22 protein-coding genes are annotated in these 23213 nt (G+C 73.0%); 14 read left to right on the forward strand and 8 right to left on the reverse strand.

The window, feature by feature from the left end; all coding sequences use genetic code 11:
- Window positions 1-22 precede the first annotated feature (22 nt).
- Entirely contained in the window at window positions 23-1351 is a 1329-nt protein-coding gene (locus ACIPV1_RS04310) for a M1 family metallopeptidase (RefSeq protein WP_402725801.1), read from the forward strand.
- On the opposite strand, the gene ACIPV1_RS04315 is transcribed toward ACIPV1_RS04310, so the two are convergent.
- Window positions 1348-1617: a helix-turn-helix domain-containing protein gene (locus tag ACIPV1_RS04315; RefSeq protein WP_027465796.1), complete on the reverse strand. Its 270-nt coding sequence runs from the start codon at window positions 1615-1617 to the stop codon at window positions 1348-1350. The two genes, ACIPV1_RS04310 and ACIPV1_RS04315, sit on opposite strands and share 4 nt — an antisense overlap.
- A gap of 32 nt (window positions 1618-1649) precedes the next feature.
- Here ACIPV1_RS04315 and map point away from each other — a divergent pair, with 32 nt between their 5' ends.
- Window positions 1650-2417: a type I methionyl aminopeptidase gene (gene map, locus ACIPV1_RS04320; protein ID WP_402725802.1), complete on the forward strand. Its 768-nt coding sequence runs from the start codon at window positions 1650-1652 to the stop codon at window positions 2415-2417.
- Here map and ACIPV1_RS04325 read toward each other — a convergent pair.
- Together ACIPV1_RS04325 and ACIPV1_RS04330 are read right to left on the reverse strand one after the other, a co-directional pair.
- Window positions 2401-2985 (reverse strand): 4'-phosphopantetheinyl transferase family protein, encoded by a 585-nt coding sequence (locus tag ACIPV1_RS04325; protein ID WP_402725803.1) that lies wholly within the window; start codon window positions 2983-2985, stop codon window positions 2401-2403. The genes map and ACIPV1_RS04325 overlap by 17 nt on opposite strands.
- 46 nt (window positions 2986-3031) lie before the next feature.
- A complete protein-coding gene (locus tag ACIPV1_RS04330; RefSeq protein WP_071255966.1) occupies window positions 3032-3235 on the reverse strand; it encodes a hypothetical protein in 204 nt (67 codons plus the stop codon).
- Window positions 3236-3537: 302 nt separating this feature from the next.
- Here ACIPV1_RS04330 and ACIPV1_RS04335 point away from each other — a divergent pair, with 302 nt between their 5' ends.
- The 5 genes from ACIPV1_RS04335 to ACIPV1_RS04355 all read left to right on the forward strand — a co-directional run bounded on the left by ACIPV1_RS04335 (window position 3538) and on the right by ACIPV1_RS04355 (window position 8958).
- Window positions 3538-5445, forward strand: coding sequence for a TPM domain-containing protein (locus tag ACIPV1_RS04335; RefSeq protein ID WP_402725874.1), 1908 nt, complete (start codon window positions 3538-3540; stop codon window positions 5443-5445).
- Window positions 5446-5525: 80 nt separating this feature from the next.
- Window positions 5526-6251, forward strand: a complete 726-nt coding sequence (locus ACIPV1_RS04340; RefSeq protein ID WP_123294264.1) for a PspA/IM30 family protein — start codon at window positions 5526-5528, stop codon at window positions 6249-6251.
- A gap of 55 nt (window positions 6252-6306) precedes the next feature.
- Window positions 6307-7128, forward strand: coding sequence for an arginase family protein (locus ACIPV1_RS04345; protein ID WP_123339765.1), 822 nt, complete (start codon window positions 6307-6309; stop codon window positions 7126-7128).
- Between the two features lie 55 nt (window positions 7129-7183).
- On the forward strand, window positions 7184-8587 hold the full coding sequence (locus ACIPV1_RS04350) for an NAD(P)/FAD-dependent oxidoreductase (protein WP_123671673.1): 1404 nt from the start codon (window positions 7184-7186) through the stop codon (window positions 8585-8587).
- Window positions 8588-8589: 2 nt separating this feature from the next.
- Window positions 8590-8958 (forward strand): Fe-S oxidoreductase, encoded by a 369-nt coding sequence (locus ACIPV1_RS04355; RefSeq protein ID WP_123937756.1) that lies wholly within the window; start codon window positions 8590-8592, stop codon window positions 8956-8958.
- Between the two features lie 665 nt (window positions 8959-9623).
- Here ACIPV1_RS04355 and ACIPV1_RS04360 read toward each other — a convergent pair.
- Together ACIPV1_RS04360 and ACIPV1_RS04365 are read right to left on the reverse strand one after the other, a co-directional pair.
- Window positions 9624-10421, reverse strand: a complete 798-nt coding sequence (locus ACIPV1_RS04360) for an ABC transporter ATP-binding protein (RefSeq protein ID WP_402725804.1) — start codon at window positions 10419-10421, stop codon at window positions 9624-9626.
- Window positions 10422-10447: 26 nt separating this feature from the next.
- The gene (locus ACIPV1_RS04365; protein ID WP_402725805.1) at window positions 10448-11344 is read right to left on the reverse strand and encodes a siderophore-interacting protein; all 897 of its coding nucleotides are present in this window, start codon (window positions 11342-11344) and stop codon (window positions 10448-10450) included.
- A 66-nt stretch (window positions 11345-11410) separates the two neighbouring features.
- Between ACIPV1_RS04365 and ACIPV1_RS04370 the strand changes: the two genes are divergently transcribed.
- From ACIPV1_RS04370 to ACIPV1_RS04400, 7 genes are all read left to right on the forward strand, one after another.
- Entirely contained in the window at window positions 11411-12352 is a 942-nt protein-coding gene (locus ACIPV1_RS04370) for an alpha/beta fold hydrolase (RefSeq protein WP_166673227.1), read from the forward strand.
- A 58-nt stretch (window positions 12353-12410) separates the two neighbouring features.
- Window positions 12411-13964, forward strand: a complete 1554-nt coding sequence (locus tag ACIPV1_RS04375) for an ABC transporter substrate-binding protein (RefSeq protein WP_131879706.1) — start codon at window positions 12411-12413, stop codon at window positions 13962-13964.
- Between the two features lie 28 nt (window positions 13965-13992).
- Window positions 13993-14946, forward strand: coding sequence for an ABC transporter permease (locus ACIPV1_RS04380; protein ID WP_402725806.1), 954 nt, complete (start codon window positions 13993-13995; stop codon window positions 14944-14946).
- Window positions 14943-15830, forward strand: a complete 888-nt coding sequence (locus tag ACIPV1_RS04385) for an ABC transporter permease (RefSeq protein WP_402725807.1) — start codon at window positions 14943-14945, stop codon at window positions 15828-15830. The genes ACIPV1_RS04380 and ACIPV1_RS04385 overlap by 4 nt, the downstream gene beginning before the upstream one ends.
- Window positions 15827-16669 (forward strand): ABC transporter ATP-binding protein, encoded by an 843-nt coding sequence (locus ACIPV1_RS04390; protein WP_402725808.1) that lies wholly within the window; start codon window positions 15827-15829, stop codon window positions 16667-16669. The genes ACIPV1_RS04385 and ACIPV1_RS04390 overlap by 4 nt, the downstream gene beginning before the upstream one ends.
- On the forward strand, window positions 16666-17448 hold the full coding sequence (locus tag ACIPV1_RS04395; protein WP_402725809.1) for an ABC transporter ATP-binding protein: 783 nt from the start codon (window positions 16666-16668) through the stop codon (window positions 17446-17448). The genes ACIPV1_RS04390 and ACIPV1_RS04395 overlap by 4 nt, the downstream gene beginning before the upstream one ends.
- A gap of 265 nt (window positions 17449-17713) precedes the next feature.
- Window positions 17714-19291, forward strand: coding sequence for a DUF4832 domain-containing protein (locus ACIPV1_RS04400; RefSeq protein ID WP_402725810.1), 1578 nt, complete (start codon window positions 17714-17716; stop codon window positions 19289-19291).
- 91 nt (window positions 19292-19382) lie between these two features.
- Here ACIPV1_RS04400 and ACIPV1_RS04405 read toward each other — a convergent pair whose 3' ends face one another.
- The 3 genes from ACIPV1_RS04405 to ACIPV1_RS04415 are packed head-to-tail and all read right to left on the reverse strand — an operon-like array spanning window position 19383 to window position 22966.
- The gene (locus ACIPV1_RS04405) at window positions 19383-20042 is read right to left on the reverse strand and encodes a ThuA domain-containing protein (RefSeq protein ID WP_185094177.1); all 660 of its coding nucleotides are present in this window, start codon (window positions 20040-20042) and stop codon (window positions 19383-19385) included.
- On the reverse strand, window positions 20039-21937 hold the full coding sequence (locus tag ACIPV1_RS04410) for a hypothetical protein (RefSeq protein ID WP_402725811.1): 1899 nt from the start codon (window positions 21935-21937) through the stop codon (window positions 20039-20041). Before ACIPV1_RS04410 ends, ACIPV1_RS04405 begins: the two co-directional genes overlap by 4 nt.
- Before the next feature lie 45 nt (window positions 21938-21982).
- Window positions 21983-22966 (reverse strand): hydroxyacid dehydrogenase, encoded by a 984-nt coding sequence (locus ACIPV1_RS04415; protein WP_402725812.1) that lies wholly within the window; start codon window positions 22964-22966, stop codon window positions 21983-21985.
- Between the last annotated feature and the right edge of the window lie 247 nt (window positions 22967-23213).

Consider the following 23213-nt stretch of genomic DNA (forward strand, 5'->3'; position numbering starts at 1 on the left):
CGCCATGGGGTTGACTGGGACCGTGCCGAACACCCCCGCTGCCGACCCGTACACCCCGCACAGCGGCGACCGACGCTGGAGCGCCGAGCACTACGACCTCCGCCTCGACTACCGCGTGGCCACGAACCGCCTCGACGGCACGGCGACGATCACCGCCCGAGCCCACGAACCCCTCGACCGGATCGTCATCGACCTGCACGGCCTGAGCGTCGAGCGTGCCGACGTCGACGGCACCCGCGCGAAGAAGGTGTCGAAGGCGGTGCACAAGGTCACCGTCACCCCGGCGTCGCCGATCGCTGCCGACACCACGTTCACCGTGCACCTGCGGTACCGCGGCAACCCGCGCCCCGTCCGCAGCGCCTGGGGCCAGGTCGGCTGGGAGGAACTCACCGACGGCGTCATCGTCGCGGCCCAGCCGACGGGGGCGCCCTCGTGGTTCCCCTGCAACGACCGACCGGACGACAAGGCGACCTACCGGTTCGAGATCGCCGCCGAGGCCGCGTACGACGTCCTGGCGAACGGTGCACTGCTCGGCAAGGAACGCGACCGCATCGGCACCCGCTGGACCTACGCCACCACCGAGCCGATGGCGACGTACCTGGCGACGGTGCAGATCGGGCGGTACCGCACGACGAGGCTCCGCGGCGCCGTCGTCCCCGTGACCCTGCACCACCCCGCCGACCTGGCTGCCGCCGCGAAGACCGACTTCGGGCAGGTACCGGAGATGCTCGCGCTGTTCTCGGACCGCTTCGGCCCGTACCCGTTCGCGGCGTACGGCGTCGTGGTCACCGACGACGAGCTCGAGATCCCCCTCGAGGCACACGGGCTCGCGGTGTTCGGCCGGAACCACGTCGACGGCGAGCACGGCACCGACCGGCTCATCGCGCACGAGCTCGCACACCAGTGGTTCGGCAACTCGGTGACGGTCACCCGCTGGCAGGACATCTGGCTGCACGAGGGGTTCGCCTGCTACGCCGAGTGGTTGTGGTCCGAGCACCACGGCGGCGACACCGCCGACGTGCTCGCGGCGCAGTACCGGCAGGGGCTCCTCGACCAGCCCGAGGACCTCGTCGTCGGTGACCCCGGCGCGAAGGACATGTTCGACGACCGGGTCTACAAGCGCGGGGCCCTCGCCCTGCACGCCGTCCGCCGCACGTTCGGCGACGACGCGTTCACCGCCGGGCTCCGCAGCATCACCGAACGGCACCGGCACGGTTCGGTGACGGTGCCCGACGTGCTCGGGGCCTTCGCGGACGCCGCCGGCCGTTCCGTCGCGGACGTCCGGGCGGTGACCGGGCCCTGGATCGACGAGGCGTCGGTACCGGCGCTGCCCGCGCCGCGCGTCGACTAGCCAGCCAGCTCGCCGTCGGCCGGGTCGCAGCTGACCTCGGACCACACCGCGTCGAGCGACAGCCCGACCACGCCGGCGACGGACGCGATGGTCGAGAACGCCGGGGTCGCGATCCGCCCGGTCTCGATCTTGCGGAGCGTCTCGGGCGAGATCCCGGCGGCGAGGGCGGTGTCGACGATCGACCGTGGGCCACGTGCGCGGCGGAGCAGTGCACCGAGACGGCGACCGCGCGCGACCTCGTCGGGGCGGAGCGGGAGACGGACCATACCCACATAGTAATACCGGTATGATCATCCGCGTGATCGAGATCCTGACGCCCGCCGAGGTCGAGAAGGCCCGTGCCACCGGAGCCCTCGTCGGCACCATCCTGCAGACCCTGCGCGAACGGACCCGCGTGGGCACCAACCTGCTCGAGATCGACCGGTGGGCGAAGCAGATGATCGAGGCCGCCGGCGCGGACTCCTGCTACGTCGACTACGCACCGTCGTTCGGCCGCGGTCCGTTCGGCCACCACATCTGCACGGCCGTGAACGACGCCGTGCTGCACGGGCTGCCGCACGACCGGGCGCTGGCCGACGGCGACCTGCTCACCCTCGACCTCGCGGTGTCGCTGGACGGCATCGCCGCCGACGCCGCCGTGAGCTTCGTCGTCGGCACCCCGCGCGACGAGGACCTCGCCCTCATCGACGCGACCGAGCGCGCCCTGGCCGCCGGGATCGCCGCCGCCGGCCCCGGGGCCCGCATCGGCGATCTGTCGCACGCCATCGGGACCGTGCTCGAGGGTGCGGGCTACCCGGTCAACGTCGAGTTCGGCGGCCACGGCATCGGCTCGACCATGCACCAGGACCCGCACGTGTCGAACACGGGCCGCGCGGGCCGTGGCTACACGCTCCGGCCGGGCCTCCTGCTCGCGCTCGAACCGTGGGTGATGGCGGACACCGACGTGCTCGTCACCGATGCCGACGGCTGGACGCTCCGCAGTGCCACGGGAGCCCGGACGGCCCACACCGAGCACACCATCGCGATCACCGAGGACGGCGCCGAGGTGCTCACACTCCCCCGCTGAGCGTCCCCTCGACCACGACGGGCAGCCCGCCGGCCGCGACGACGAGCACCAGGTCGGGCGCCGGCCGGTGGATCGTCACCGGGTGGTCTCGCCCCTCGAACCGCGCGGTGCCGGCAGCGACGTCCACGTCGACCGACAGCGGATCGACGCGCAGGCCCCGACCGTCGCGCTTCAGCACGGCCTCCTTCGCCGCCCAGCAGGCCGCGAGCAAGTCGGCATCACCGGCCGAGCGCTCGCGTTCGCCGGACGTGAAGACGTCGAGGGGCGCTGCGCCGACGCGGGACACCCGCTCGAGGTCGACGCCGACCGGGCCCGGCGCGACCGCGAGCGCGAGCACGCCGGTCGTGCGCGACAGGCTGACGCCGACCGCGGTGCCGTGCACCGTGGCCCAAGGACGACCGTGGTCGATCCCGGCGCAGTGTGGGCAGACGCGCCCCGCGCGCACGGCAGCCGACTCGACTGCCGCAGCCGCCGCGACGGCGGCGACCAGGGCCTCCCGGTCGGCGGCACGGTCCGGACCCGGCGCGCACAACGTCACCACGACCGCCTGGAGGCCCGACTCACCCACGCACGCAGCCTACGGTGCGCGGATGGCCGGCCCAGGGCGGTGGTCGCTACGCGTGCGTGAGTGCGATCAGTGCGACGTTCATCGTGCTGTAGAGACCCTCGGATCGGGTCGCCTGGCGGACGCGTCCGCGCAGCACTTCGTAGCGGCCGTCGTGCTCGCGCACGAAGCCGATCACGCCGGTCGCCGGCGTCGAGACGCGGTGGTAGCCGTCCTCGAGCGGGACGACCTCGGTACTCGTGGTTCGCTCCATTGCTGTTCCCTTCCGTTCGTCGTCGAACAGTGGCGCCAGCCTACCCCGCTCCGGGGGACAAGACACCCATGGATCGGCTTGTCCACAGTGTTCGCCGAGAGTCCGTCCGTCGCTTGCGCGCCGTGGATAGACTCCGGGCGACGGCGCTCTCAGGGCGCCGTTCGGGACGGCGTCGACGGCGCCGACCGGTGACGGACGGAGGACGGATGCGAACGGTCCAGCGCGGATCGGGCACAGGCGGGTCGAGGACGGAACGGGGGACAGCGCGGCTCTGGGGTCGCGTCACGGCAGCGGCCGTGGCGATGCTGATCGTCCTGGCTCCGGCGGCGACCGCGCAGGCCACGGCACCCGTCGACCTGGGTGGGGCGTACGTCCTCGACGAAGCCGACGCCCTCAGCTCCTCGCAGCAGGCGCAGGTCGAACAGGCGGTGCAGGACCTGTACGCCGAGACCCAGACGCAGCTGTACGTCGTGTTCGTGCCGACGTTCACCGATCCGGCGGACCACACCGCGTGGGGCTCCGCGGTCATGGAGCAGAACCAGATCGACACCGACGGCATCCTGCTGTCGGTCGCCGTCGACGACCGCAACTACGACGTGCAGCAGACGAACGAGACCGCCATCTCCGAGTCCGACGTGCAGAGCGCCGTGGACGACTCGCTGCTCCCCGAGCTGAAGCAGGGCGACTGGTCCGGCGCGGCCGTGGCGTTCGCGAACGGGCTGACGGACACCCAGGCGCCGCCGAACCTGACCTGGCTCTGGATCCTGCTGCTCGTGATCGTCGTCGGCCTGATCGTCGTCGTGCTCGTCGTCCGCACCCGCAACAAGCGGAAGACCGCCGCGGCCACCCAGGCACAGCAGGAGTCCCTCGCCGACCTCGAGCGCACCGCCGGCGGCGCGCTCGTGACGATCGACGACGAGCTCCGCACCGCCGAGCAAGAGGTCGGGTTCGCCACGGCCCAGTTCGGTCCCGACGCCGCGAAGCCCTTCGCCGACGCCGTCGCCGCTGCGCAGCAGGCCGTGCGCAAGGCCTTCACGTTCCGGCAGCAGCTCGACGACGAGATCCCGGACTCCCCCCAGCAGCGTGCCGACTGGGCGAACCAGATCATCGCGATCTGCCAGCAGGCGCACGCCTCGATCGAGGAGCAGACCGAGTCGTTCGACAAGCTCCGGTCGCTCGAGGACGGCGTCGAGGAAGCAGCCGCCGCGCTGGCCCAGGCCGTCGCGGAAGCACCGGCGTCGGTCGGCGCAGCAGCAGCCGCGCTCGACCGCGTGCGAGCCAACTACACCGGCCGTACCCTCGCGACCGTCGCCGACAACGTCGACCAGGCACACCAGGTGCTCGCCTACGCCACCGAGCGCTCGAACGCGGCCACCGCGGCGATCGCGGCCGGCGACAAGGGCGAAGCGGTGGTCGCCGTGCGCGACGCCCAGCACGCCCTGGCCCAGGTGCAGCAACTCACGAACAGCGCGGTCGCGGCCGAGGGCACCTTCACCGAGGCCACCGCACGCGCCGAGGCGATGCGCATCGACATCGAGGGCGACGTCGCCGCGGCCCGGACCCTCACCGTGGGCGGGCCCGACCTCGCCGCGGCCGTGACCCGGGCGCAGACCGTGCTGCGGCAGGGGTTCGACCCGAAGGACCCGATCACCGCGGTCGACGCCCTCACGAAGGCGAACACCGAGATCGACCAGGCCATCGCGGCCGCCCGGGGTGCCGAAGAGCAGCAGCGCCGGGCGTCCCGCGCCCTCGACGACGCCCTGCGCGACGCCCGGAACCGGATCAGCCAGGCGCGCGAGTACATCTCGCTGCACCGTGGCGGCATCGGACCGACCGCTCGCACCCGCCTGTCCGAGGCCGAACGCGCCCTCGACGACGCCGTGCAGCTCGCCACCACCGACCCCGGACAGGCACTGCAGGCAGCACGGGCGGCCGAGCAGTACGCCGCCGCGGCGATGGACTCGGCGAACGACGACATGGGCGGCTGGGGCGGCGGCGGTGGCGGCTTCGGCGGTGGGGGCGGCAACGGCGCCCAGCTCGGCGGCCTCGTCACCGGCATCGTGCTCGGCGGCCTGCTCGGCGGTCGCGGCGGCAGCTTCGGCGGCGGCTCCTTCGGGGGCGGCTTCGGCGGCGGGGGCGGTTTCGGCGGTGGCGGAGGCGGCGGCGGAGGCGGCGGCGGAGGCGGGTTCTCCGGCGGCGGCCGCTTCTGACCCCGACCCACCCGACGACCAGACCACACACCCGACAGACCAGACACACCACGTCAGACCTTCCAGGAAAGGGAACAGCAATGGCAAAGCAGACGATCTTCGGCCGCATCTCCACCCTCGTGCGGGCGAACATCAACCAGCTCATCGACAACGCCGAGGACCCGCAGAAGATGCTGGACCAGCTCGTGCGTGACTACACGAACAACATCGCCGACGCGAAGACGGCGATCGCGCAGACGATCGGCAACGTGCGGCTGCTCGAGCAGGACCACGAAGAGGACAAGCGCGCCTCGTCCGAGTGGGGCCAGAAGGCCGCCAACGCCTCCACCGCCGCGGACAAGTACCGCGCCGAGGGCAAGACGGCCGAGGCGGACAAGTTCGACAACCTCGCGAAGATCGCGATCGGCAAGCAGATCGCGGCCGAGCAGGAGGTCAAGGACGCCGAGCCGAACCTCGCCTCGCAGAACGAAGCGGTCGAGAAGCTCAAGACCGGGCTCGCCGGCATGGAGCAGAAGCTCGAGGAGCTCCGTGCGAAGCGCGACAACCTCGTCGCCCGCTCGAAGACGGCCGAGGCGCAGTCCAAGGTCAACGACGCCCTCGGCAACATCGACGTGCTCGACCCGACGAGCGACCTCGGTCGCTTCGAGGAGAAGGTCCGTCGTGAAGAGGCCAAGGTCCTCGGGCAGCAGGAACTGCAGTCGTCGAGCCTCGACGCCCAGTTCGAGAGCCTCGAGGACGTCGGCAAGGACGCCGAGGTCGAGGCGCGACTCGCCGCGCTGAAGTCCGGCGGCTCGTCGAGCCTCTGACGTTCCCGGACGACCTTCCCGGACGACGCCGGACCCCAGCTGACAGACTGAGACGATGCAGTTCCTCGTGGTCGGTCAGTGGCAGGGTTCGGCGTCGTCGCGCGCGATGCGCCTCGGGGACGGAGCGACCGCGATCGCGGCCGACCTCCCCCGTGCGTCCACCACCGTGGTCGACGTCCCCGCCGGCGCGGGCGACCGGCTCGAGACAGCCGTCGCCCGCTACACCTCCGTGCTCGCCGTCGCCGACCGTGTGGCCGAGGAGACCGGCGTCGCCAGCGAACCCGTCCTCGTCGTCGGCGGGGACGGTGCGAGCGTCCTCGGCGCGACCGTCGGCCTCGGCCCGGACACCGCGTTCGTCCGCATCGCCGGGTCCAGCGGGTACCGCGCACTCAACCGCGCCCAGCCCGTCGCCGCTGAGACCGCAGCCCTCCGGATCCTGGTCGACCGCGCCGACGAGCTGTTCCCCGCGCTGCCGGTGCTCCCCGCCTCGTCGGTCGTGGTCGCGGGCGTCCGCGGGCTCGACGACGCCGAGGACGCCGCCCTCGACCGTGCCGGGATCACCCGACTCGACGTCGACGCCGCCACCCCGGACGCCCTCGCCGCCGCCGTCGACGCCACCGGAGCGACCTCGGTGTTCGTGCACGTCGACCTCGACGTCCTCGACCCGTCCGAGGTCGACGGCCTGCTCGAGCCGGTGCCGTTCGGACTCGACGGCGCGGGACTGGTCGAGCGGATCCAGGCCGCGACCCGCGGCCGCCGCCTGGCCGGCGCCGCGCTCACCGGCTTCGCTCCCGTCGACCCGGAGCGTGCAGTGGACGACCTCGGCGTGATCCTGCGCGTCGTCGGGGCGTTGACCAGCGCCTCCCGGGTGGCCTGAGAACCGACCCGGCGCGCCGGGCGCACCCCATGCCGGTCCGCGTACGCTCGGCCTCATGACGGACTACGACCTCATCGTGATCGGCGCCGGCGCAGTCGGCGAGAACGTGGCGGACTACGCCCACAAGCGCGGCCTGGCGGTCGCGATCGTGGAGTCCGAACTGGTCGGCGGCGAGTGCTCCTACTGGGCGTGCATGCCGTCGAAGGCACTGCTGCGCAGCGGCCACGCCCTGGCAGCGGCCAAACGGCTCGACGGCGCGAAGCAGGCAGTCACCGGCGAGCTCGACGCCGCCCACGTGCTCGCCCGCCGCAACTCGTTCACCTCGGACTGGAAGGACGACGGTCAGGTCTCCTGGCTCGAGTCCGCCGACATCGCCCTGATCCGCGGCCACGCCCGCATCACCGGCGAGAAGACCATCGAGGTCGGCGGCGAGACGCACACCGCCCGCGCCGCCGTCGCCGTCGTGACCGGCTCGCTGCACGCGCTGCCCGACGTGCCGGGACTCGCCGAGGCGAAGCCGTGGGGCACCCGCGAGGGCACCAGCGCCCAGCAGGTGCCGGAGAGCCTGCTCGTGATCGGCGGCGGTGTCGCCGGCTCCGAGCTCGCCACCGCCTGGGCATCGCTCGGCGCGAAGGTCACCCTCGTCGCCCGGCACGGACTACTCGGCGGCATGGAGCCGTTCGCCGGCGAACTCGTCACCGATGCCCTCCGCGAGCTCGGCGTCGACGTCCGCACCGGCGTGAACCCCGTGCGGGTCGACCGCGACGAGCACGGGCTCGTCACCACCACACTCGACGACGACACCACCGTCATCACGAGCGAGGTGCTGGCCGCCACCGGCCGCACCCCGCACACCGCCGACCTCGGCCTCGAGTCCGTCGGGCTCACCGCCGGCGACTGGCTCGAGGTCGACGACACGATGCTCGTGCACGGCACCGACTGGCTGTACGCCGTCGGCGACGCCAACCACCGCGCCCTCCTCACCCACCAGGGCAAGTACCAGGCCCGCGCTGCCGGCGAGGCGATCGCCGCCCGGCACCAGGGCACGCCGCTGCACACCGAACCGTGGGGCGCACACGTCGCGACCGCCGACCACGCCGCGGTCCCCCAGGTCACGTTCACCGACCCCGAGGTCGCGAGCGTCGGCCTGACCGAGAAGGCCGCGCGCGAGCAGGGGCTGAACGTCCGTGCCGTGGAGTACGACCTCGGCGGCGTCGCGGGTTCCGCGCTGCAGGCCGACGGCTACACCGGCCGCGCCAAGATGGTCGTCGACGAGGACCGCGGGGTCGTCGTGGGCGTCACCTTCGTCGGCCAGGACGTCGCCGAGATGCTGCACGCGGCGACGATCGCCGTCGTCGGCGAGGTACCCGTCGACCGCCTCTGGCACGCGGTACCGGCCTACCCGACGATGAACGAGATCTGGCTCCGTCTGCTCGAGACCTACGGTCGCCCGGCCTGAGCATGCGCGGACTGGCACACCGGGCGCTGCTCGACTCCCCCGTGTCGCGGGTGGGGTGGCTGTTCGCCACGGCGGTGGGCCTGGCGATCGGCGTGCCGCTGTCGACCGGCCGCGTCCGCGTGGTCGACGGGCTCGTCGTCTGCTCGGGGCTGCCGCGGTGGGTGTTCCGTCGTGGTGGCACCTGCGTCGGTTCGGTGTACCTGACCCGGGACAACGACGGGCCCCGGGTGCTGCGGCACGAGCGGGTGCACGTCGAGCAGTGGCGGCGGTACGGCATGCTCATGCCCGTGCTGTACGCCGTCGCCGGCCGAGACCCGCTCCGCAACCGCTTCGAGGTCGAGGCGGGGCTGGAGGACGGCGGCTACCGCTGACGGGTGTCCGTGCGCGGCGCTCTTCGCCTGTGCTGCGCCGCCGCGTGCCGATCGGTCACGACACCCCGTCGGGCCGGCGCCGAGTGGTCGCAGACCGTCGGCGGCTCTGGCCGCATCCGACGGTCAGCGACCGCGCAGCGCGGCACGCGCGGCGCGGCGTGACCTCCGGTGAGGGCCGGGCGGGCGACGAGACGTGACCGAACGGCGGACGGGAGGCACGGATCGCGGCCGCCACGGGCCTCCCGTCCGCCGTGGTCCGGCCTACCTGCCCGGCTGAGCAGCGCTGATCGGTCGCGACACTCCGCCGGGGCGGCGCCGAGCGGTCGCTGACCGTCGGTCGCACCGGCCGTGGCCGACGGCACGCGGCCGCTCAGACGCCCTCCACCCCTGCCGCCGAGGTTCCACGACATGCCGCGTGCGTTGCGCCGAGGTTCCACGGGCGGCCCGGATGCGGCGCGAGATGCCGAGATTTCGGAACCTCGGGGAGTCGGCTCGGCGGCACGTGGAGCGCACTCGCGACTGGACGGGTGGGTGGGGAGCGATGCGTCTCCGCCGCCGCGAGGTTCCACGACATGCCGCGTGCGTTGCGCCGAGGTTCCACGGGCGGCCCGGAGGTGGCGCGAGATGCCGAGATTTCGGAACCTCGGGGCGCGGGGGCGGGCGGGTCAGGCGGCGGGACGACGGGGGACGATGAGGGGCGTGCCGGTCTCGGGGTCGGGGACGACCACGCACGGCAGGCCGAAGACGTCCTCGACGAGGTCGGCCGTCAGCACCGCGGCCGGGGGCCCGGCAGCGACGATCGACCCGCTGCGCATCGCGATGACGTGGGTGGCGTACCGCGCCGCCTGGTTCAGGTCGTGCAGCACCGCGACGACCGTCCGACCCGCGGCGTGCAGGGCGGAGGCCAGCTCGAGCACGTCGTACTGGTGGGCGATGTCGAGGAACGTCGTCGGCTCGTCGAGCAGCACGATGTCGGTCTCCTGCGCCAGGACCATCGCGATCCACACGCGCTGCCGCTGCCCGCCGGAGAGCTCGTCGACGCTCCGGTCCGCGAGCTCCACCGTCGACGTCTGCTCCAGGGCGGCCTGCACGGCACGCCGGTCGGACCCGGACGACGGGTGCAGCAGGTCCTGGTGCGGGAACCGCCCGCGGGACACGAGGTCGCGCACGATGATGCCGTCCGGGGCGATCGGCGTCTGGGGCAGCATGCCGACCCGCCGGGCCACGGCCTTCGGGCGGTAGGAGTCGATCGGCGCCCCGTCGAGGTACACCGTGCCGGCTCGGGGCTTGAGGGTGCGCGCGAACGACTTCAGCAGCGTCGACTTGCCGCACGCGTTCGGACCGACGATGACGGTCAGTTCACCGTCGGGGACGTCCACGTCGAGCCCGTCCACCACGATGCGGTCGTCGTACGCGAGCGTCAGCCCACGCACGCCGAGCGCGGTCGTCGGGACTCCGACCACGCTGGTCGTCAGTCCGGCTGCGGCGTTCAGTTCTCGGCCTTGCCGTGCCGCCAGTACCCCATGAACGCGACCTGCTTGCGGTCGATGCCGACCCCGCGCACCAGGTGCCGTCGGAGCTCCTTGACGCAGCCGGCCTCGCCCGCGATCCAGGCGTAGACGGGGCGCGACTCCTCGGTGGCCGGCACGTCCCAGAGGACCTGCTCGTCGACGTCGACGTCGGTGAGTTCCGCGGCGTCGCCGCAGGCGGGACCGACGGCCACCGTCGACGCCCACGCGTGCACCTGGTCGGTCATGCGGACGCCGTGGGTCGCACCGTTCCGGGCGATCCAGCGGACCTCGACCCCGGCGGGCGCGGTCACGGGCAGCCGGTCGGCGTCGGTCGGCACCTCGATGAAGACGTGTCCGACGGTCGAGACGTCGAGCGCCTCGAGGATGGCGCAGATCGCAGGGGCGGCGGTCTCGTCACCGGCGAGCAGGATGCGGTTCGCGTGCCCGGGTGCGAACTCGGCGGCACCGGTCGGCAGGTCCTCGGGCGACTCCGGCACGCGGGGTCCGACGATCCGGAGTTCGTCGCCGACCCGGCAGGACGACACCCACCGGGATGCGGGTCCGGCGTCACCGTGTGCGACGAAGTCGATGTCGAGCTCACGGGCATCGGGCCGGAACGAGCGGACCGTGTAGGTGCGCAGCGGGTTGCGTTCCGCGTCCGGCAGCGCACGCCAGGCGGCGTACCAGTCGTCGTCCTCGGGCAGTTCGGAGAACCCCACGCCGTCGAGCGGCAGGACGACCTTGATCCGCTGGTCGAGCCCGACCGAGGAGAAGTCCGCCAGGGCATCGCCCGTCAGCGTCACCCGGACGAAGTGCGGGGTGAGCGACGTGACCGCTGCCACACGGACGGAGAAGACGCGGTACCGGGTTGCCACGGATCCGAGTATGGCATGCCTTACCTAACGTCTCCAGACCCCGCAGACGGTGCGAAGATCGGTTCCGTGCCCGATGCCCCCGACGACGAATTCGCAGACCTGGCCGCCCTCGCCCGCGCGAGCGGCGTGACGGAGCCGCTCCGCGCCTCCAGGCAGGTGGTCCGCACCGATGACGGGCAGGAGACGTCCGCCATCCGGTGGGGCGACCGGGAGGCCCGGATCACCTACCTGCACGGGCTCGGCATCGACGCCCACAGCTTCGACCAGACCGCGCTCGCCGTCGGCGAGCCGGCGGTCGCCCTCGACCTGCCCGGCCACGGCCGGTCGTCGTGGCGGGACGACGCCGACTACGGGGCGTCCGTGACGGCGCCGACCGTGCTCGCCGCGCTCGACGCGCTCGAGGTGCCGCCGGGGATCGTCGTCGGGCACTCGCTCGGCGCGATCCTGTCGGCACGACTCGCGGCCACGGCTCCGGAGCGGGTGACCGGGCTCGTCCTCGTCGACATGTCGCCGGACTTCGCGCAGCGGGCGGTCGACCGGATCGCCCGGGCGCTCGAGGCCGAGGAGCCGTTCGCCACCCTGGACCAGGTCGTCGACCGGGCGATCGAGGCACGCGTCGGCGACGACCGGCACGTGCTGCTGCGTGAGGCGCGCCACACCACGCGGCTCGGTGACGACGGAGCGCTCGTGCGGCGCCACCACTTCCCGCACCTGCCCGCCGGCCGCACGTCGTCGGTGGGGCGCTTCGCCGATGCGTGGCCCGACCTCGAGGCCCTGCGCGTGCCGATCCTGCTCGTCCGCGGCGACCGCGGGTACGTGTCCCCGAAGCTGCACGCCGCGTTCGCCGAGCGGCTGCCAGAGGCCGAGATCGTGACGGTCACCGCACGGCACGCGGTGCAGAACCAGGCGCCCCTCGAACTGGCTTCGGCGATCCGGGCATGGGCCGCACGTCACGGATTGTTGCACCGGATCGATGAACCGTCGCGGGACCGTACCGGCCCCCGGTAACCTCGTGCGAGCGCGAGCTGTGACCATCGCCCTCGCGTCCGGAAGGAACCCACACCCCATGAGTCCGCTCCTGTCCCGCCGTACCGCCCGGGCTGCGCGCACCACGCGCCTCGGACGTGCTGCCCTCGCCGCCACCGCGGTCGCCGTCGTCTCCGCCCTCGCGCTGACCGGCTGCTCCGGCTCGTCGAACGAGGACGGCGGCGCCGACGCCACCGTCCGCGTCGGCCTGGTGCTCGAACCGACCAGCCTCGACATCCGCACGCAGTCCGGTGCAGCGCTCGACCAGGTGCTCATCGACAACGTGTACCAGGGGCTCGTCGGCCGGACCGCCGACGGCGACATCCGCGACGTGCTGGCCTCCGAGCACGAGGTCTCCGACGACGGCCTGACGTACACGTTCACGCTGCGCGACGGCATCACCTTCCAGGACGGCAAGGACGTCACCGCGGCCGACGTCGTGTGGTCGCTGGAGCAGGTCAAGTCGAACGAGACCTACGTCGACTCCGCCAAGCTCGCGGGCGTCACCTCGATCACGTCCCCGTCGACCGGTGTGGTCGAGCTCAAGCTGGCGAAGCCCGACTCGGACCTGCTCTGGAACCTGACCGGCCGCTCCGGCCTGGTGCTCGAGAAGGCCGCGACGAACGACCTGTCGGACACCGCGAACGGCACCGGCCCGTACGAGGTCGCGAGCTGGAAGCAGGGCGACTCACTCACCTTCGACCGCAACGACGACTACTGGGGCACGAAGGCGAAGGTCGCGAAGATCGTCTTCCGGTACATCACCGACCCGTCGACGGCCGTCAACGCCATGGCGAACGGCGACCTCGACGTCCTCAACCCGGTCGACGGAACGCTCAAGAGCCAGCTCGACGGCAACTCGGACATCGCGCTGCACTCCGGCAAGACGACCGACAAGTACACGCTCGCGTTCAACGACCAGAAGGCGCCGTTCACCGACAAGAAGGTGCGCCAGGCGATCCGGCAGGCGATCGACCCGAAGGCCCTCATCAAGGCCATCGGTGGCACGGGCGTCGAGCAGGGCGGCCCGATCCCGGAGCTCGACCCCGGGTACGAGGACCTGACCGACATCGACGCGTACGACCCCGACAACGCGAAGCAGCTCCTCGCCGCCGCCGGTCAGGAGAACCTCAAGCTCACGCTGACGTACGCGAACATCTACCCGGCGACCATCGGCGACGTGCTCAAGTCGCAGCTCGCCGACGTCGGGATCACCCTGACCGTCAAGCGTGTCGACTTCGCCACCTGGCTGTCGACGGTGTTCCAGGCGCCGAAGTCGGGTGAGCGCGACTTCGACCTGTCGATGGTGGACCACGTCGAGGCCCGCGACTTCGGCAACTGGGCGAACCCCGACTACTACTTCGGGTACGACAACGCCGAGGTGCAGTCGCTGTACGCCGAGTCGATCGCGGCCACCGACGAGGACGCCAAGGTCGACGCCCTGCGGAAGGCAGCGAAGATCGTGAGCGAGGACGCCGCCGGCGAGTGGCTCTACACGGCCACCGAGATCACCGCGGTGCGCTCCGGCGTGACGGGCTTCCCGGTCGACGGCGGCAACTCACGACTCGACCTGTCGAAGCTCGCCGTCAAGTGAGACGACCCGCGCCCGGAGCTCCGAGCACGTGACCCGGTTCCTGGTCGGCAGGCTGCTGCTGTTCGTCGTCGGGCTGCTCGTCGCGAGCGTCATCATCTTCGCGACCCTGCGGGTGCTGCCCGGCGACGTCGCACAGGTCGTCGCCGGCACCCAGTCGACCCCGGCGCAGGTCGAGCAGCTCCGGCAGCAGCTCGGCCTCGACCGGCCCGTCGTGGTGCAGTACCTCGACTGGATCGGCGGGGTGTTCCGCGGCGATCTCGGCCGGTCCCTGGTGACCAACGGGCAGGTCGCGCCGGAGATCGCGCAGAAGCTGGCGATCACGCTGCCGCTCGCGGGCATGTCACTCCTCACCGCGCTCGTGGTCGGCGTCCCCCTCGGGGTCGTCGCCGCGGTGCTCCGCCGCCGACCGGGCGGCGCCGTCATCGGGTTCGTGGCGCAGGCCGTCGCCGCGATCCCGGTCGTCTGGGCCGGCATGCTGCTCGTCGCGCTGTTCGCCGTCACGCTGCACTGGCTGCCGACGCAGGGCTTCCCCCTCGACGGCTGGTCCGAGCCGGGGCGTGCGTTCGCGTCGCTCGTGCTGCCCGCCCTGACCATCGGCGCGGTCGAGGGCGCCGTCATCCTGCGCTTCACCCGCTCCGCGACGCTGTCGGTGCTCGACGCCGACCACGTCCGCACCGCGGCCGCGATCGGGCTGACGCGCACGCAGGCGTTGCTCCGGCACGGGCTGCCCTCGGTCGCCCTCACCGTGCTCGCCGTGCTCGGGGTGCAGATCGCCGGGCTGCTGGTCGGGGCCGTCGTCGTCGAGCAGCTGTTCTCGCTGCCCGGGGTCGGGCGCATGCTCGTGACCGACGTCGGTCGCCGCGACGTCACCAAGGTGCAGTCCGAGCTGCTCGTGCTCACCGGGCTCGTGCTGCTGGTCGGCTTCGCCGTCGACGTCGTGCACCGCGCCCTCGACCCACGCCAACGCGAGGTGTCCGGATGATCCGCCGCCTGTTCTCCCGCCCCACCGGGGTCTTCGCCGTCGTCGTGCTCGGCCTGCTCGTGGTGCTCGCCGCGGTGTCGCTCGTGTGGACGCCGCAGGACCCGTTCCGCGCCGATCCGTTCCACCAGTGGGAGGGCCCGAGCGCCGCGCACTGGTTCGGCACCGACGCCGCCGGCCGCGACATCGCGAGCTACCTGCTCGCCGGCACCCGCACCACCGTGCTCGTCGCCGTCGGGGCCGGGGTGATCGCGAGCGTCGTCGGCATCGTCCTGACCGCGATCGGGTCGCTCACCGCACGCTGGGTGCGCGAGGGCACGGCCGTCCTGCTCGACATCCTGGTGGCGTTCCCGACCCTGCTGACCGCGATGCTGCTGACCGCGGTGTTCGGCGGGTCGCTCGGGGTCGTCATCGTGAGCGTCGGACTGTCCTTCGGGGTCACGATCGCCCGGGTCGCCCGCGGCGAGATCCGGCGCATCGCCCGGAGCGACTACGTCACCGCGGCCCGGGCCTCGGGTGTCGGTGGTGTCGGGGTGCTGTTCCGCCACCTGGTGCCGAACGCCGCGCCGCTGTTCACCGTGCAGCTCTCGCTCGCGATGGCCACCGCGGTCCTCGCCGAGGCCGGTCTGTCGTACCTGGGCTACGGCGCCGGGTCGGACACGGCGTCGTGGGGCAACCTGCTCTCCGACCTGCAGACCTACATCGGCGTGCACCCGTGGAGCGCCACCTGGCCGGGAGCCGCGATCGCGCTGGTCGTCGCCGCGCTCTCCCTGCTCGGTGACGCGATCCGCGACGCCACCGACCCGCGGTTGACGACGAACGACCGCGCAGCGGGCGGCGACCGTCGCACCGACCCGGCCACGACCACCCCGGGGGTGACCGCATGACCGACCGCAGCCACAGCCACAGCCACAGCGACACCGACACCGACACCGACACCGACGGGCTCGCGGTGGTGGGGCTCTCCGTCCGCATCGCGGGGCGGACGATCCTCGACGACGTGACGTTCACCGTGCCTCCCGGCGAGCGCGTGGGCGTGATCGGCGCATCCGGATCCGGCAAGTCCATGACCTCGCTCGCCCTGATGGGCCTGGAGCCCGCCGGCGCGACCGTCACCGGCAGCATCCGCCTGGACGGCACGGAACTCGTCGGCCTGCCCGATCGGGAGCGCGCAGAGCACCGCGGCTCCGGCATCGGCATGGTGTTCCAGGAGCCCGGCACCGCCCTCGACCCGCTGCGCCGCGTCGGCGCGCAGATCGCGGAGCCGCTGCGCCTGCACCGCGGACTCGACCGGCGGGCGGCACGCGCCGCCGCGACCACCCTGGCGGCGGACGTCGGACTGCCGGACCCGGAGTCGCTGCTGCGGCAGTACCCGCACCAGCTGTCCGGCGGGCAGCGTCAGCGGATCTGCATCGCGATGGCGATGGCCGGGCAGCCCGCGTACCTCGTGGCCGACGAGCCGACCACGGCGCTCGACGTCACGACCGAGGCGCGGATCCTGGATCTCTTCGAAGGGCTACCCGCGGGCATGGTCTTCGTCACGCACGACCTCGCCGTGCTCGCGCGGATCGCCGACACCGCCGTCGTGCTCGACGGCGGACGGGTCGTCGAGCAGGGCTCGGTGGCGTCGCTGCTCGCCGCGCCGCAGCACCCCGCGACCGTCGCGCTCGTCGATGCCGCGCGCGCCACCGCCCGTCGTGCCCGTCCGTCCGGAGGCTCCGCATGACCGCCGTCCTCGACGGGGTCGGGCTGCACCGCGCCTACCGGCTCCCTCGCCGCGGGCCCTTCGAACCGGGCCCCGTCCGCACCGCCGTCGACGGCGTCGACCTGACGGTCGCCCCCGGCCAGCGGCTCGGGATCGTCGGCGAATCGGGGTCCGGCAAGTCCACCCTGGTCCGGCTGCTCGCCGGCCTGGAGGCACCTTCCGCGGGTTCCGTGACCGCCTCCGGTCGTCCGGTGGTGGCGTCCGGGTCCGCGGCCGCGATGCGCTGGTTCCGTCGCGAGACCGGGGTGGTGTTCCAAGACCCGTACGCGTCCCTCGACCCGCGGATGCGCGTCGGCGCGATCGTCGGCGAACCGCTGCGGGCACTGCGGATCGACGGGGACCACCGGGCGCTGGTGCGCGACGTGCTGGAACGGGTCGACCTGCCGGCAGAGGTCGTCGACCGGTACCCGCACGAGTTCTCCGGTGGGCAGCGGCAGCGCATCGCGATCGCCCGGGCCGTGGTGCACGGGCCGCGGATCCTGTTCGGCGACGAGCCGATGAGCGCCCTCGACGTGGTGGTTCGGGCACGGGTCATCGAGCTGTTCCGCTCGCTCGCCGACGACCTCGGGCTGACCCTGGTGCTGGTGTCGCACGACATCGGTGTTGTCCAGCGGCTGTGCGACACCGTCGCGGTGATGTCGGCCGGGCGCATCGTGGAGCACGGGCCGGTGTCGCTGCTCGATGCGCCGGAGCACCCGGTGACGCGGGCGCTGGTGGAGGCTGCGCCGACGCTGCCGTAGCGGCGGGGCGGGGCGGGCGGGGCGGGCGGCTCTGACTCGGAACGACAACATCGACGTCGTACGACATCGGGAGTGTCGTTCCACGTCGCCCGCAACAGTTGCACGCGCGCACCGACGACATCGTCGACGTCGTACGACATCGTGCGTGTCGTTCGGCGTCGCGAGGGGTGTGCGACTCCTGTTCGACTGGGCGGGACTCCTTGCCCACTGAGCGGGACGCCGGGACGATCGACCTGCACCGATCGCTTCTCGAAGGGGAGAACGCATGAGCAAGTCGCACGACATCACCAGGCGCACGGCACTCGGACTCGGCATCGTCGCCACCGCATCGGCAGCGAGCGGGGTGCTCGGCAGCACACCGGCGAGCGCCCACGGCCGCGCCGGCCCCGGCCCCGGCCACCCCGGTCGCCCGCACCTCGCCGCCGCGGTCGAGCGGGAGTTCGCCGCCGACACCACCACGGTCCTGCGGAACCCGCTCAACGGCTGGGCGCTGTACGGCTCGTCGGCACCGCCCGCGAACTACTGGACGCAGTACGACGACGTCCCACTGCCCGACGGCACCACGGTCACGGTGTCCGACCACGCCTCGGTCATGTACATGCGGGTCTCGTGGACGATCCTCGAGCCGTCCGAGGGCGTGTACGGCTGGGACACGAACGCGGCGTTCGCGGGCATCCTCGCCGAGGCCCGTCGCCGTGGGCTGCGGCTGGCCTTCCGCGTCGTGGTGGACAGTCGCGACAAGTCGTCAGACTTCACGCCCGCGTGGGTGCGTGCCGCCGGGGCCGCCGGGTACGAGACGCAGACCGGCAGCAAGACCGTGTGGAGTCCGTACCCGGACGACCCGGTGTTCCAGGCGAAGTACGCCGCGTTCGTCGCGGCCTTCGGCAAGCAGTACGACGACCCGGCCACGACGGACTTCATCGACGGGTACGGGCTCGGCAAGTGGGGTGAGGGCCACTCGATGCTGTACCAGGACGCGGCGAACCGCGAGCCGGTGTTCGACTGGATCATCGACCTGTACCAGGAGCACTTCACCCGGGTGCCGCTGGCGTTGAACTACCACCGGATGATCGGGGGCCCGAAGGACTGGGGCACCCCGGACCCCGAGAGCGAGCGGATGCTCGACGGTGCGTACGAGAAGGGCTACGTCCTGCGCCACGACGCCTTCGGCATGACCACGTACTACGCGGACTGGGAGAAGTCGATGGCCGCGAAGTGGCGGTACAAACGGCCGATCATCATGGAGGGCGGGTGGGTCACCGCCCAGCACGACGTCACGCAGGACCCGCGCGGGTACGTGACGACCGCCGACGTCCGTCAGGGCGAGTTCGACGACTCGGTCGAGGCGCACGTGAACATGATGGACCTGCGGAACGGCGAGGCCCTGTCGTGGTTCGCGGCGCAGACCTCCCCGTTGACGCAGCGGTTCGACGCCGAGGGCGGCTACCGCCTGCACCCGTCGCGCGTGGTCGTGCCCGGTTCGGCGTCCGCCGGCGCGACGGTCGACGTCACGCACGAGTGGACGAACACCGGTTGGGGCTACCTGCCCGACAACCTGCCGGTGTGGAACGGCAAGTACAAGGCGGCCGTCGCGTTGCTCCGTGCGGACGGCAGCGTCGCGAAGACGTTCGTGGACAGCGCGTCCGACCCGTCGACGTGGTTGAAGGGGTCGCCGACGTCGTACGCGTTCCGTCCGTCGCTGGCCGGCGTCGCGGCTGGCGCGTACCGGTGGGGCATCGCGATCGTCGACACCACCGCCGGCAACGCCCCCGGCATCGAGCTCGGTGCGCAGGGCACGCAGCAGGCGGGCTGGCTGGTCGTCGGCGACGTCACCATCGCCTGAGACGCGACTGCCTGGAGGCCCGGTGCCGGTCCACGAGACCGGCACCGGGCCTCCAGGCGGTCACCCCCACCCCGTCAGCGCAAGTGGAACGTCAGCACAGGAGGAACGCGAGGGCGCGCGTCAGGAACGCGCGGTGCTCCGGTGACGCGAACGACGCGGCGGAGTGGCCGAGCGCGTCGTAGACGGTGGTGCCGCCGCCGGGTCGTTCGTGCACCCAGGCGAGCGGGTGCCGCTCCTCCTCGTGCTCGTGGTCGAGCAGGACCCGCACCGAGGGCGAGACCCGCAGGTGCGTGTACCGCTCGTCCTCCACCGTGAAGTCCGGCAGGCCGGCGGTGATCGGGTGCGCCGCGTCGACCACCCGGACGGCCGCGGGCCCGAACGGCGGGTGCATCGTCGTGCCGCGCTCCCACACCCCGCCGAGGGCACGCTCCCAGTGCGGGTCGTCGGCGAACGACGTCGCGGCGACGTGCAGCACGAGCAGCGGCACGTCGCTCGCGAGCAGGCGGTGGAAGCCGGCCCGGGCGTCGCTGAGCGGGACGGGGCGGTCGTCCCGGGGCAGCCCGACGTCGACGACGACGAGCGCCGGCAGGGGTCCGGTCGCGCAGGCGGCCAGGGCGGTGTCGACGTCCTCCGGTTGCTCGAGCTCGACGCCTGCCGACGCAGCGAGCGCCGTGACCGCCGCGTTCGTCTCGGCGAAGGGGTGCCACGGGTCGGTCCAGCGTCCGGAGCCGCCGAGCAGGACCGCGCTCACGGTGTCGCCCGGGTCACGGTGAGCGCGTGCTCGCCGTCGGTGGACGCGTGCCGCGCGACGAGCCGCACACGGTGCACCGCCGGGCCCCAGACCCGCTCGAGCTTCGCGTCGTCGACGTCCCGCCGCTCGACGTGCACCGCGAACCGATCGATGTCGACGGACAGGTGGGCGGGGCCGACGCGCAGCCCGCCGTCGACGGGCACGGGTTCGTCGCGGGTCATGAGCACCAGGGTCATCGTGCCGGGCTCCGCGAACGTCCAGGTGTCGCGGACGACCACGCGTGCGGCGGCGCGGTCACGGGACACCGCCCGGTCGAGCGTCGCGGTGCGGTGGAGCGATCGCAGTCCGCCGGTCGCCGGGTACGCGGCGGTCAGGTCGGCGGACCACGACGCGACGTCGCCGTCGTCCTCGAACACGGTGTCGGTCGCGCGGAACGCGGCACCCTCGTGTTGTTCGACGCCGTTCGGCAGCGGGACGGTGTGCCAGGCACTCCGCATCGTCCAGATGCCGTAGCGGTGCTCCGGCATGAACGTCTCGCGGCGGTACACGCCCACCCCGACGTCGATGAGCACCGGTTCGCCGTCGAGCGAGACGATCACCCCGCCGGCGTCGTTGTGGTTGTGGCTGACGTCGTTGTGCCCGCCCTTCACCGCGAGGACGAACCCGTCCGTCGCGCCGTCGTGGGCACGGGCGACGGCGACCTCGGTGCCGGGCAGCCACAGCGACGCGGGCATCCCGGGCTCGGCCGGGCCGTCGGTCCACGAGGGGTCCCGCAGTTCGGCGAGCGTCCGACGGAACAGCGCGGCGAGCTGCCCGTCGAACCGCAACGCGTGCTGCCGGCCCATCCACCGGGCGTGCCGCACGACCCGGTCGTCGTCGACGCGCTCCCCGAAGCGGGCGAGCAGGTTCCAGTTCGCGTTCTCGGCCAGCGCCGGGGAGCCGTCGGAGTGGTTGACCTGCGTCGCGGCACCGATCTGCATGCCCATCGGGAACCGGGCCATCGCGGCGACCGGCTCGACCGAGAAGCCGTCGAACGCGCCACCGGTGAGCTCCTCGACCAGGTCCAGGGCCTCGAACAGGGTCGCGCCGGCCCACCACCAGTACGTGGCACCCTCGTCGCAGCTGCCGTCGGCGTCGTAGCCGGCGCGGAACCGGTCGAGGATCACGAGCGCGCGGTCGATCGTCGCGGCGAGGCGATCGCGGTCGGGCTCGACCACGGCGGCGCACACGAGCACGTTCGACACGATCCACGGCGCCCAGTTGTTCGGCGGCCCGTCCACCCCGTGCCAGAAGTACACCTCCTGCTCCCACGGGTCGAGCACGCGGCGGCGGATCTCGTGGTGGACGTGCGCGCGGATGCCGGGGCGGTCCTGCTCGAGGCGCTCCCCCGCGATCGCGTCGATCGCCGCGAGCATGCCGCCGACGTAGGCGTCCGACAGGTCGAGCACGTCCCGACCGGGCAGGGGCAGGAACGGCTGGCTGCCGTCCTCGGGCAGCGCGTAGTGCGATGGCAGGCACCAGGCGCGCAGCTCCAGGATCCGCCAGACCTGGTCGCCGAGCACGTCCGCCCACTCGGCGTCGCCGGTCACGCCGAGAGCCAGGGCCGCGGTCGCGGCGGACTCGAGCAGGTTCCGCTGGGCCCGCTCGTACGGCTGGCGGTTCCCGTCGCGACTGTACGTCGCCCACAGGGCGAGGGTCGGGAAGGTGACCGCCGCGGCGGCGCGACGGTCGTGCGCGACCGTAAGCAGGGCCTCCCGGTCGGCGTCCGCGACGTGCGCCCACGCCGGGCGGTCGCTGACGGGAGGCGCGGGTCGCCACGTGCGCGGACGGAGCGCCGCGCGCGCTGCCGGGGTGAACCGGTCGGTGAAGGACGGGGCGTCGACGGTGACGGTCATGGGGTGGGTCTCCGGGTGGTGACGGTGGTGGACGGGTGGCGGGCCTCAGGCCTGGACGGCGAAGCCGTCGGGGACGATGGGGTCGGTGAACGCGCCGGTGGCCGCGAACGCGATGGTCTCGCGCACCGCGTTGTCGGCGAGCCGACGCAGCTCGTTGCCCAGGGACCCGGCGATGTGCGGCGTGATGAAGGTGTTCGGCGTCGACCGCAGTCGGGCGTCCGGTGGCAGGCGTTCCGGCTCGGTGACGTCGAGGACGGCGGCCAGGTCGCCGCGGTCCAGGCGGTCGGCGAGGGCGTCCTGGTCGACGATCGCCCCGCGCGCGGTGTTCACGAGCGTGGTGCCCGGCCGCATCCGCCCGATCACGGCACGGTCGACGAGCCCCCGCGTCGACGGCAGCAGCGGCGCGTGCAGGGTGACGACGTCGCTCGAGGCGGCGAGGGTGCCGAGGTCGACGGCGGTGACGCCGAGCAGCGCGGCCTCGTCGTCGTCCAGGTACGGGTCGCTCACGAGCACGCGGACGTCGTAGTCACGGAGCCGTTCGATGACGGCCCGCCCGACGCGCGAGGCGCCGACGACACCGACGGTCACGCCGTGCATGCCGACGACCGGCCACGAGCCCTCGACGTCGACCGGGGTCTCGTCCGAACGCAGCGCGGCGGCGCTGGCGAAGGCCCGCTTGGCGGCGAGCACGATCACCGCGACCGTGAACTCGGCGACCGGGACGGCGTTCGCCGCGGCGCTCGACGCCACGGCGATCCGTCGCGCCCACACGTCGGTGTCGACGACCGGCTTGACCGACCCGGCGGAGTGCACGACGGCGCGGAGCCGCGGCATCCGGTCCAGACGGTCCGCGGACAGCACGGGGCTGCCCCACCCGGTGACGAGCAGCTCGGCGTCGGCGAGCAGCGGGAGGTCGCACGGGTCGTCCGGGTCGAGCGGACGGTCGGCGACCAGCCGGACGGCCTCGGAGGCGTGCAGGGCGGCGAGGTCGCCGGGGTCGAACACCCGGGTGAAGGTCGCCTCGGGCATCACGAAGGCGACGGGGACGGGCGAGCGGTGCGCGTGGCCGCGTGGAGCGGGGGGCACTGGCACTGCCGGGGGCGCGGGCTGCGCTCGGGGCGCGGGCTGCGCTCGGGGCGTGACGGGGCGTGACGTCATCGTCGGACGGTTCCTCTCCGGGGGTACGGCGTCCCCATGCCAGCGTTCGGCGGTGTGCGGAGTCAAGCCGCGGGGCGCAAACGCTCACGAAGTGAACACGACGGGCGCGCGGATCGCG

The sequence above is a fragment of the Curtobacterium sp. NPDC089991 genome, from assembly GCF_044748425.1.
Lineage (GTDB): Bacteria > Actinomycetota > Actinomycetes > Actinomycetales > Microbacteriaceae > Curtobacterium.

Bases quoted from the DNA above. Each gene is read 5' to 3' on its own strand.
- ACIPV1_RS04315 (WP_027465796.1), bottom strand. From the start codon at position 1,617: ATGGTCCGTCTCCCGCTCCGCCCCGACGAGGTCGCGCGCGGTCGCCGT.
- ACIPV1_RS04330 (WP_071255966.1), bottom strand. From the start codon at position 3,235: ATGGAGCGAACCACGAGTACCGAGGTCGTCCCGCTCGAGGACGGCTAC.
- ACIPV1_RS04335 (WP_402725874.1), top strand. From the start codon at position 3,538: ATGCTGATCGTCCTGGCTCCGGCGGCGACCGCGCAGGCCACGGCACCC.
- ACIPV1_RS04340 (WP_123294264.1), top strand. From the start codon at position 5,526: ATGGCAAAGCAGACGATCTTCGGCCGCATCTCCACCCTCGTGCGGGCG.
- ACIPV1_RS04345 (WP_123339765.1), top strand. From the start codon at position 6,307: ATGCAGTTCCTCGTGGTCGGTCAGTGGCAGGGTTCGGCGTCGTCGCGC.
- ACIPV1_RS04350 (WP_123671673.1), top strand. From the start codon at position 7,184: ATGACGGACTACGACCTCATCGTGATCGGCGCCGGCGCAGTCGGCGAG.
- ACIPV1_RS04355 (WP_123937756.1), top strand. From the start codon at position 8,590: ATGCGCGGACTGGCACACCGGGCGCTGCTCGACTCCCCCGTGTCGCGG.
- ACIPV1_RS04375 (WP_131879706.1), top strand. From the start codon at position 12,411: ATGAGTCCGCTCCTGTCCCGCCGTACCGCCCGGGCTGCGCGCACCACG.
- ACIPV1_RS04385 (WP_402725807.1), top strand. From the start codon at position 14,943: ATGATCCGCCGCCTGTTCTCCCGCCCCACCGGGGTCTTCGCCGTCGTC.
- ACIPV1_RS04390 (WP_402725808.1), top strand. From the start codon at position 15,827: ATGACCGACCGCAGCCACAGCCACAGCCACAGCGACACCGACACCGAC.
- ACIPV1_RS04395 (WP_402725809.1), top strand. From the start codon at position 16,666: ATGACCGCCGTCCTCGACGGGGTCGGGCTGCACCGCGCCTACCGGCTC.
- ACIPV1_RS04400 (WP_402725810.1), top strand. From the start codon at position 17,714: ATGAGCAAGTCGCACGACATCACCAGGCGCACGGCACTCGGACTCGGC.
- ACIPV1_RS04410 (WP_402725811.1), bottom strand. From the start codon at position 21,937: ATGACCGTCACCGTCGACGCCCCGTCCTTCACCGACCGGTTCACCCCG.
- ACIPV1_RS04415 (WP_402725812.1), bottom strand. From the start codon at position 22,966: ATGCCCGAGGCGACCTTCACCCGGGTGTTCGACCCCGGCGACCTCGCC.